The sequence below is a fragment of the Blautia sp. ZXY-1-B12 genome (assembly GCF_056339915.1).
Genome location: NZ_JBWJVP010000194.1, coordinates 36,946 through 46,613, shown reverse-complemented (window position 1 = coordinate 46,613; position 9,668 = coordinate 36,946). Strand labels below are relative to the sequence as shown.

Genomic DNA, 9,668 nt, shown 5'->3' with positions numbered 1-9,668 from the left:
CATGACGGTATTCCAGATCATAATATCCTTCAGAATTGCTGAGTCCCATTTCTTTCATCTTATTCATACATTCATTGGCAACACCATAATAAATACCCTGTCCAAGAATAATGTAGAGATTCAGGTTTTTATGCTCATTCATGATTTTTGCAGACAGTTCATCCATTTCTTTCAGAACCTTTTCAGAATATGGAGCATAATCTTTCATTGCAGCAATTTCATCTTTCTTACCACCTATATACATAGCCATGATAACTGCCATATATAACATACTTGTGAAAGAACGGGTCATGATAACACTGTCTTCAGCTGTATCCGGTGAAAGAATGTAATAGTCATTATATTTTTCACTGTCTTTATCACAGGTAATAGCCAGTGTAGTGACCTGAGGATAAGTACGAACTTTATCAATAGCCATTCTTACTTCTGTAGTATAGCTTTTTCTGGTGATCGGAAGGATCAGCACATTTCTTCCTTCTTTTACATAAGTTTCCGGGAAATAATACAGCTCAGAGCATGGAACTCCCTTTGCCGGAATTCCTGTATAAGTGGAAAAAGCTGCTGCTGAAGCCTGTGCCAGGTAAAGAGAAGTTCCGCATCCTGTAAAGATCAGCTCATCATATTTTTTCTCACCGAAGAATACCTTGTCCAGAGTTTTGAAAATATCCTCCAGAGTATCATTGACAGCCTGAAAAGAAGCCGGCTGCTGGTACATTTCTTTATAAGTCAGTTCACTGTTTTTTTTCATTTATATTTCCTCCTGAATTTAATTTTCCCTTGTGATTTTATTTTAATTGCTTTTATCTTCTCAGGCCTTTCCTTCTGAACCTGCAAGACGGATGATCTTTTTAATGTCTTCTGTCAAAGCATCATTTGCAAGCTGTGACAGTTTCCATGAATGTCCCTGATGATTTGTTTTCAATGCTTCTTCATAATGTTCTACATATTTATAACGGATTTCTGTACCAAAGTTGATCTTCGCAACACCAAGCTTAATAGCTTCTTTGATGATATCTTCTCTCATACCTGTACATCCATGAAGAACAAATGGAATATCTGTAAATTTCCTTACTTCTTCCAGAACTTCCAGTTTGATATCCGGTTCACCCTTATAATATCCATGAGCATTTCCAATTCCAATAGCCAGAGAATCCGGCTGACACAAATCCAGAAACTGACGAACCTGTTCCGGATTTGCTACATTTTTATTTTCCATCTGAACCCCGGCTTCATCTAATCTTAAAAGTTCTCCGATCTCAGCTTCTACCGGAACTCCAAAGCATTTCGCCACCTTGATCACTTCATTTGTGAGTCTGGCATTTTCTTCAATCGGTTTTGTAGAGCCATCAATCATCAAAGAAGTAAATCCATTCTTTAATGATTTCATGCAGATATCAAAGCTGTCACCATGATCCAGATGGATCGCAATCGGTACACTTACTTTATTTGCACACCATTTGCATACTTCTACAAACCAGTCATCTCCTGAATAGGCTCCGGTAGCCACATAATGAGCCAGAATCGCAGGAGAATGCATCTCTTCTGCTGCTCTACAGATTGCCCAAATAATATCGTAGTTTCCCCCCTGTGTATTCATCGCCGGTACTGCATAATGTTCTCTGCGTGCCTTTTCCAGCATTTCCTTGCTTGTAACTAACATACCTTCACTTCTTTCTCCTGCCTTTACAGCAGGTTTTATTTATTTTTGTTTTTCTCTGTGCTTTCCCGTATAATAAGTCTCGCTGCAAAACTTATTTCTTTATCCAATTTTTCATTTCGAATCAATGCAAGAAGTGCTTCCATTGCAGCTCTTCCCACTTCTTCTTTCTGAATCTCTACAGTTGTAAGAGTCGGACTTACATAATTACTTATAAAATCATTATCAAATCCTATCACCGACAGATCATCCGGCACTTTTTTTCCCATCTTTCGCGCTACAGAAAGCGCTACAGCTGCCAGCTCATCATATCGCGCCACTACTGCATCAATAGAAGAATTTTTTTCCAGCAAAGACCGCAGCTTTTCTTCAAGTTCTTTTATATTCTCACATCCGGAAATCTTCTGTTCCGGTGCAAAAACAATTCCCAGATCTTTTACCTGATTCAAAAATCCCTTCAAATGAATATCCCTGTCACAAGGTTTTCCCAGTTTATCAAGATAAATAAAATTTCTGCATCCATTTTTTGACAAATGTCGGACACACTCCCTGCTGCCTTCATAAAGTCCCGTGTCCACCAGAACCGTATCCTGAAGTTCGCAGTTAATCTCCCGGTTTAAAAACAGTACCATAGGAATCCCTGACTTTACCAGAAGTTTCAGTTGACTGTCTGTTACACCGGATGCACTGACAAACAGACCATCGAACTGTCTGCTGAGAATATGGCTTACAAATTCATCTTCCTTCTGACTTTCACAAAGAGAAATCATATACCCCTGTCTGTAGGCATCCCGGCTCATCTGGCTTACCATTTCAGAAAAGTAGCCACTGCTCAGTTCTTCTGCAATAAAAAGAATTTGCAGACTGCCCTTTCCGTGAAGAGCCCTGGCAATATTATTAGGCTGATACTGTAACTTTTCCACAGCTTCAAGGACACGCTGTCTTTTTTCTTCTTTTACATAACGATTTTTATTAAGTACATACGAAACAATAGTTTCAGATACCCCTGCCTCTTCTGCGACATCTTTTCTCGTTACTTTCCTTTGTCTGCTTTCCACCGTCTTGTTCCTTTCCGGAGCATTTTCTTTATTTCCGGTATACACACGAGTGTATATTTTCTCAAAGATTACACAGACATTGCTGTCTGTGTAATCCTGTAATCTTTATTATTCTTCTGCGCAAGCTTCTTCCATTACATCGAAGAGAACATAATTGTCAACTGGTGTTTCTTCACAGTCACCGTTTTCAACGAATTTTTTCTGCTGCAGTTCATAATAGCTCTTAACTTCATCCATATGATCTCTGATAAATTCGCTTGTTGTCCAGTCAGCTACTTCTACCTGATCCAGAAGAGAATCTTTTTCAAGTTTAATCTTGTCTGCAATCCAGCCGCAAACTTCATCGTCATGGCTGTGGTCTGCACGATAATCAAATCCCTTGTAAAGTGCTCTTGCAAATCTTACAAGTACATCACGATTTTCTTCTGCATATTTTGGCATTGCGATCCAGCTTGCAAGAGATACTGTGTCATCAATAAATGTTTTGTTATCTGTCAGCTGTACACCATCATCACCAAGTTCTTCCAGAACTTTCAGAGAGTTCGGTACCCATGTAGCGCAGGCATCAACACTTCCGGAAAGCATTGCTGTTACAATGTTTGTTGCATCCATATCCATTGCTGTGATATCATCCATTGTCATGCCGCCTTTTTCAAGGGTTTTTGTCAGGATATCTTCACTGGATGTTCCAGAGGAATAAGCAATTGTTTTTCCTTTTAATCCTTCAATTGTATCTGTTCCTTTTTCTTTGCTTCCGATTACAGCATCACCATTGGATACATGTGCCAGTGCAAAGATATCAGCCTTACCGTTGATGCAGAGTTTATGAGCTCCCTGTCCGATATATCCTACATCAATAGATCCTGATTCCATAGCCTGAATGATTGTCGGTCCATCGGAGAACTCTGTAAGCTGTACATCAATGTTCTCATCATCAAAATATCCAAGTTCAATTGCAGAGATAAGACCATTTAAGCTTGCATAATCAGGCATATAAGCTACATTTACAGTTACTTTTTCCGGTTCTTCCTCTGTCGCTGCACTTACGCCCATTGCTCCGCCACAAATGACCATAGATGCTGTTACTGCCATTGCTGCTAACTTTTTCCATGTTTTTCTCATTGTCCTACTTCCTTTCTTTTCCGCTTTTTAGGGTAGTATTTAATAGTTTCTCTTTATTCTGAACCGTCCCATACCGGCAACGGCCAAAATTCATTATTTTCTTACTTCCAGATATTCCTGATATACCTGACTCCAGATATGATTTTTCAATTCCATAAATCTCGGGCTCATCTTTGTCTCCTGATCACGTGGATATGGAATATCGATATCTACAATATCTTTAATACGTCCAGGTCTGGCACTCATAACGATAACTCTCTGAGCCAGAATGATTGCCTCATCTACATCATGCGTGATAAAGAAACATGTTTTTCTTTCACTTTCCCATGTTTTCAGAAGTTCTGTCTGCAGCTGGGTTCTTGTCTGGGCATCCAGAGCTCCGAATGGCTCATCCATAAGAAGAACTTCAGGTTTTACAGCATAGGCTCTTGCAATTGCAACACGCTGTTTCATACCACCGGAGAGTTCCTTTGGATAATGATTTACGAAATCTTCAAGCTGTACCATCTTGATATATTTCATTGCAATTTCTTTTGCTTCAGCATCGCTCTTGCCCTGCAGTTTCAAGCCAAACATAACATTTTTCAGGACTGTCAGCCATGGGAACAATGCATACTGCTGGAATACAACGCCTCTCTCTGTACCTGTTCCTTCGATCTTTTTGCCATCGATGTATACAGCTCCACTGGTTGGAGTATCCAGTCCTGCGATAATATTCAGCAATGTAGATTTACCGCATCCGGAAGGTCCTACCACACAGATAAACTCATTTTCTTTAATATCAAGATTGACTCCGTTTAATGCAGTCATCTCGCCCTTACGGGTCTGATAAATTTTTTTAACGTTATCAATCTTAAGTTTTGTCACTCTCTCTTCTCCTGCCATCCTGTTAACCTTCCTTCTAAGAATTTAATGATTTTTTCCATTACCAGACCGATGATACCAATGATGATGATATACATCAGCATACCTGCTGTTTCAAAACTGTTTGCCAGAGAACGGATTCTCATTCCAAGTCCAGCAGTAGCTCCTGTTGTTTCTGCCGCAATCAATGTTGTCAGCGCAACAGAAATACCAAGTCGAACAGCTGTCAAAATAAACGGGGTTGTTGCCGGGAAAATAACTTTCACAAAAATATCTCTGTCTTTTGCGCCAAGGACTCTGGCTGCCTTTACCAGGGTATTATCAATGTTTCTTACGCCCTGATAAATTGTAACTGTCATAATCAGGAATGTTGCGATCCAGATAACAATAATCTGAGGTTTTCTACCTACACCTGCTGTAATAACTACCAACGGTACATATGCCAGAGGCGGGATATTACGAATAAACTGAATCCATGGTTCCAGAACTCCTCTTACCGGCAGATACCATGCCATAAGAAACGCAATCGGTACTGCGGTTACAAAACCGAGTGCAAATCCAGCCAGGATTGATATCATTGAACTGCAGAAGTCCTGTCCAAGCGCGCCATTATCAATCATTCGTTTGGCAGCCTCAAGAATAGCCGGAATAAACGGGAAGCTTCGTGCTGTTTTTGGATTAATGGATAATGCATACCATAACAGGATTGCTGCCGCAAGGGAAATCAGTACCCATGCCCATCCCGGGATAGACTGCATTACTCCTTTTTTCTTTTTTTCCATAGTTACTCTCCTTTCAATGGAACATTTTCATTTTTGTTTTGTATATTTTTCGTTTTAAAGATAATCCTTGAAGTTCAGGAATTCCGGAAGTGGATCTCCGATCAGCGGGCGACACCAGTCAACAAATTCCTGTGTTACATCGTTACCTCTTTCATTTATAAAATTGTCAGGCATCTTCCGTTCATAAAGCATAACTTCTTTGATAGGAACAAGCTTTGTTTTCATCTGATACACCGTTCCCGGGACCCGTTCAAAACCTACCATCACTCCGCTGTTTCCTTCAACAGCACTCCTCAGTGCAACTGTGCCGGCCTGTCTTGCTTCTTCTCTGTCCACCGGTGACTGAAGTGCTACAGAAGCTCTTCCGCAAAGTCCGGGTTTTTCGCTTCTTGCTTTTACGCCAAGTTTCTTAACTACCAGATTCGCAAGATGTGAACTTACATCTCCATAATAAACAGCTCTTTCTGATTTAAAGATCGGAGGAACAATAGATTCTCCATTTGCATCATGAAGTCCCTCACTTACCAGAACTACTACTCCACCCTGCTTTTTCTGAAGTTTGGATACATCCTCAAGAAACTCATCTTCATTAAAGTTTCGTTCCGGCAGATAGATCAGGTGAGGAGCATCTCCCTGTTTCCTTCTTGCAAGTGCGGAAGCTGCTGTGATCCATCCTGCATTTCTTCCCATGGCTTCCATAATACATACATGAATGGGAAGAGATTTTACATCTTCACCAACTTCCTGGGTAGAAGCTGCAATAAATCTTGCCGCACTTCCATATCCTGGTGAGTGATCTGTCATTGCGATATCATTGTCAATCGTTTTTGGAATTCCAACAACTTTGATATCCTGATCCTTACAGACCTCATAAATATGTCCGCATGCATCCATAGTTCCGTTTCCGCCATTCAGAAGAACATATTTAATATCATGTTTTTTAAAGATATCCACCATTTTTTCATAATCTTTTTCATATAGAGGATATCTGGAAGATCCAATTGCCGAAGCAGGTGTATGCAAAAGAAGTTTCAATTTTTCATCATCAAACGAAGTCAAATCTATGAAAGTTTCTGAAAAAATTGCTCCGGTTCCACCAATCGCTCCGTAAACTTTTCCAACCTCCGGATTTCGTTTTGCTTCTTCGATCACACCGTAAAGGGATGCATTGATGACTGCTGTAGGCCCACCTCCATGTACCACTAATACATTTTGTGACATATTCCATTTTCCTTTCTTTGTTCATTGTGCATTTTACAATAAACTTTTTGTTTTTCCTGAATATGTTTTATTTATTTTTACTTTGTACTCTTATCTTAACATATTTTTTCAAAAACAAAAGCACAATTAAAGAAAACGTTATCTGTATATTTTGTATAATTTGTCATGTTATTTTTTGTCTATTTTTTATTATTTTATATTATTCTTTATTTTTCCGTCCGTTTTCACTTTTTTTCAAAGATCTGTACCCATTTTACCGGTTTATAAAAGATAAAGAGGTCAAAAAGACTCTGATCTTTTTGACCTCTTTATTTTCTGTTGTTATATACCTGATTAATTTGACTATTTGCAGTCCGTCATTACACAAACGTTTGCTTTATCATATAGTGATTTACGCTTTTTTTACAGCGCTCAAAACCACATTTGCCACACCACACAAAACCATTGCAAGTATAGGATTTATTTTAAATTTACGAAGCAGTACCAACGCGATCACAAAAAATATGATCATTTCCACACATACATTCTGGCGTATAAGATTTACAGTACCATCAATAAAAAATGCAGAAATTAAAATCGTTACCCCTGCTTTGGCGATCATCGATACAACTGCCGGTCTGAGAGATGCCAGTGTTCCCTGAAGTAAGGACATATTCCGATACTTCATATAAACATATGCCAACAAGGTTACAATAATACAGGATGGAAGAATACATCCCAATGTAGCAATTACTGCACCTAAGATTCCCGCTATCTGCATCCCTACAAAGGTGGCAGAGTTTACCGCAATCGGTCCCGGTGTCATTTCAGCGATCGTTATCAGATTCGTAAATTCACTCATGGAAAGCCAGCTGTGCAGATTCACCACCTGTTCCTGTATCAGCGGCATTGCAGCATATCCTCCGCCAAAGCTCAATGCACCGACCTGAAGGAAACTTAAAAAAAGCTGAATATAGATCATTTATCTCTGCCTCCTTTTACTATTGTCCGTACCATTCCAAATACAGCTACCGAAAGTATTATATAGATAATGTTAACATTCAGGAAATAGCTGAGACAGAAGCTGATAATCATTATCACCACATTAACCCAGTCCTTTGACTTTACAACATTTTTCCCCATATCATACACTACAGACATAATAACTGCTCCAACTCCCGCAGTCATTCCTTTTAATAATGCCGCTATATAATAGTTGGAACAAAACGCATCATAAAATACAGAAATGACAGATAAGATCACCATAGGAGGAATGATCGCTCCAATGACAGATACCAGCATTCCCGGTATGCCGGCAAGCTTATACCCCACAATAATCGCTCCGTTTACTGCGATTGCTCCAGGCGAAGACTGGGCGATCGCAACCAGATCCAGCATTTCATCTTCTTCGATCCAGTGATAATGATCCACAAATTTTTCTTTCAGCAAAGTAACAATTACATAACCGCCGCCGAAAGTAAATGTGCTGAGATACAGACATGCAAAAAATAATTTTCGTAGTACATATCCTTTACTTTTTGGTTTTTCTTCCATTATGATTCCCCCAATTTCAATACATTCTTATAAGAATCCGAACATTTTCCGAAATTCTTATAGTTTCTGGTTTTATCTTATCATGTACTGTAAAAAAATCATTCTTTTTATCAGCAAACGTTTGCCTTATATTTTCTCACATTTTCCATATTATAGCTATTTTTTTCTTCTGAAATCCGCTATACTTATCATTGTAATTACAAATTACCACAACAATACGGCATCTTTATGCCGTCCTAAAAGATTTAGTAACCAGGAAAGGAGATCTCCTATGACACTGAGAGAAATTGCGGCAGAGGCAGGCGTATCGATTTCAACAGTCTCACGCGTGATCAACCAGAATACTAAAAGTCCTGTCAGCAAGGAAGTCCAAGACCGAATATGGGAAATAGCCAAACGTACTAATTATGTCCCAAGGCATTCCAAGAAAAATACTTCCGATTCATCTGACCTGTCTTCCACAGAACAGCTTCATTCCATTGCCTGTCTTTTTGCACGAGTTCCGGATGGAGCCTCAGATTATTTTTTCTCTACATTGGCAAAAAATATTGAACAGGAGGCGTTTCGTCACAATTATATTTTAAAATATACCTTTTCTGCTTTTGATATCGACGACCCTTTTACTCTAAGATTAATTGCAAGTAATAATATTGACGGCATTGCCGTTTTAGGTCGTTGTGATAAAGAACTTCTGAAATTTCTGAAAAAACATTTTCAGTATGTTGTTTATTCAGGGCTGAATAATCTTGACGCAAAATATGATCAAATTATATGTGATGGAACACAGATCAGTTATGATGTCGTAACCCGTCTTATTGAACAGGGACATACCAAAATCGCTTACATAGGCGAAACTCAAAACGAAAACCGATATGCCGGTTATTGTTCTGCTTTAGCCGATGCCGGCATTTCCGTCAATCAGAAATATATAGCCAATATTGTTCATTCCACGGAAGAAGGATATAAAGGTGTTCATCATCTTCTGAACAATGGCTGTGATGCAACTGCTTTCTTCTGTGCGGATGACATAACAGCAATCGGCGCAATGAAAGCAATCAAAGAACATGGACTTCACATCCCGGAGGACGTATCAGTTGCCAGCATAGATGATATTGATACCGCTCAGTATCTGACCCCTCCATTAACAACCACACATATTCCTCTTGATGAAATGGGACAGATGGCAGCCAAAGTGCTGATTGACCGTATTGAAGGCGGGCATACAAAGCATTTAAAAATATTATTTCCTTATGATATCATGGAACGTAAGAGTACTGCTGCCTTACGTAAAATCCATGACAATCCTCAAAAATAATTTGCTTATAGCAATCCTCGTAAATAATGCATCTTAATCCAATTAATTCTGCAGTGGGTGAACGCAAAAAAGAAGGTGCAAACCACATTTCTATGATTTGCACCTTCTCTTATTCT

At 39.1% G+C, this 9,668-nt stretch carries 10 protein-coding genes; 1 reads left to right on the top strand and 9 read right to left on the bottom strand.

Annotated elements, in window-relative coordinates; genetic code table 11:
• The 9 genes from AC075L_RS11540 to AC075L_RS11500 all read right to left on the bottom strand — a co-directional run.
• Positions 1-748: SIS domain-containing protein (locus AC075L_RS11540; protein ID WP_476387696.1), on the bottom strand; the 748-nt coding region annotated here is incomplete at its 3' end.
• A gap of 60 nt (positions 749-808) precedes the next feature.
• Positions 809-1,660 carry a class II fructose-bisphosphate aldolase gene (locus AC075L_RS11535; protein WP_062808281.1) on the bottom strand — a complete coding sequence of 284 codons (852 nt, stop codon included), beginning with the start codon at positions 1,658-1,660 and terminating at the stop codon, positions 809-811.
• 35 nt (positions 1,661-1,695) lie between these two features.
• Complete coding sequence (locus AC075L_RS11530) at positions 1,696-2,715, bottom strand: LacI family DNA-binding transcriptional regulator (protein ID WP_070100031.1); 1,020 nt, start codon at positions 2,713-2,715, stop codon at positions 1,696-1,698.
• A 108-nt stretch (positions 2,716-2,823) separates the two neighbouring features.
• Positions 2,824-3,837 carry an ABC transporter substrate-binding protein gene (locus AC075L_RS11525; protein WP_055152211.1) on the bottom strand — a complete coding sequence of 338 codons (1,014 nt, stop codon included), beginning with the start codon at positions 3,835-3,837 and terminating at the stop codon, positions 2,824-2,826.
• Between the two features lie 93 nt (positions 3,838-3,930).
• On the bottom strand, positions 3,931-4,722 hold the full coding sequence (locus AC075L_RS11520) for an ABC transporter ATP-binding protein (protein WP_055152213.1): 792 nt from the start codon (positions 4,720-4,722) through the stop codon (positions 3,931-3,933).
• Positions 4,701-5,483, bottom strand: a complete 783-nt coding sequence (locus AC075L_RS11515) for an ABC transporter permease (RefSeq protein WP_055152216.1) — start codon at positions 5,481-5,483, stop codon at positions 4,701-4,703. Before AC075L_RS11515 ends, AC075L_RS11520 begins: the two co-directional genes overlap by 22 nt.
• Before the next feature lie 54 nt (positions 5,484-5,537).
• Positions 5,538-6,704, bottom strand: coding sequence for a diphosphate--fructose-6-phosphate 1-phosphotransferase (locus tag AC075L_RS11510; RefSeq protein WP_118611041.1), 1,167 nt, complete (start codon positions 6,702-6,704; stop codon positions 5,538-5,540).
• Positions 6,705-7,095: 391 nt separating this feature from the next.
• Complete coding sequence (locus AC075L_RS11505) at positions 7,096-7,665, bottom strand: chromate transporter (protein WP_055152218.1); 570 nt, start codon at positions 7,663-7,665, stop codon at positions 7,096-7,098.
• Positions 7,662-8,237: a chromate transporter gene (locus tag AC075L_RS11500; protein WP_055152219.1), complete on the bottom strand. Its 576-nt coding sequence runs from the start codon at positions 8,235-8,237 to the stop codon at positions 7,662-7,664. The genes AC075L_RS11505 and AC075L_RS11500 overlap by 4 nt, the downstream gene beginning before the upstream one ends.
• Positions 8,238-8,508: 271 nt before the next feature.
• Here AC075L_RS11500 and AC075L_RS11495 point away from each other — a divergent pair, with 271 nt between their 5' ends.
• Positions 8,509-9,552, top strand: coding sequence for a LacI family DNA-binding transcriptional regulator (locus tag AC075L_RS11495; protein ID WP_055152220.1), 1,044 nt, complete (start codon positions 8,509-8,511; stop codon positions 9,550-9,552).
• Positions 9,553-9,668 lie beyond the last annotated feature (116 nt).

Bases quoted from the DNA above. Each gene is read 5' to 3' on its own strand.
- AC075L_RS11535 (WP_062808281.1), bottom strand. From the start codon at position 1,660: ATGTTAGTTACAAGCAAGGAAATGCTGGAAAAGGCACGCAGAGAACAT.
- AC075L_RS11525 (WP_055152211.1), bottom strand. From the start codon at position 3,837: ATGAGAAAAACATGGAAAAAGTTAGCAGCAATGGCAGTAACAGCATCT.
- AC075L_RS11520 (WP_055152213.1), bottom strand. From the start codon at position 4,722: ATGGCAGGAGAAGAGAGAGTGACAAAACTTAAGATTGATAACGTTAAA.
- AC075L_RS11515 (WP_055152216.1), bottom strand. From the start codon at position 5,483: ATGGAAAAAAAGAAAAAAGGAGTAATGCAGTCTATCCCGGGATGGGCA.
- AC075L_RS11510 (WP_118611041.1), bottom strand. From the start codon at position 6,704: ATGTCACAAAATGTATTAGTGGTACATGGAGGTGGGCCTACAGCAGTC.
- AC075L_RS11505 (WP_055152218.1), bottom strand. From the start codon at position 7,665: ATGATCTATATTCAGCTTTTTTTAAGTTTCCTTCAGGTCGGTGCATTG.
- AC075L_RS11500 (WP_055152219.1), bottom strand. From the start codon at position 8,237: ATGGAAGAAAAACCAAAAAGTAAAGGATATGTACTACGAAAATTATTT.
- AC075L_RS11495 (WP_055152220.1), top strand. From the start codon at position 8,509: ATGACACTGAGAGAAATTGCGGCAGAGGCAGGCGTATCGATTTCAACA.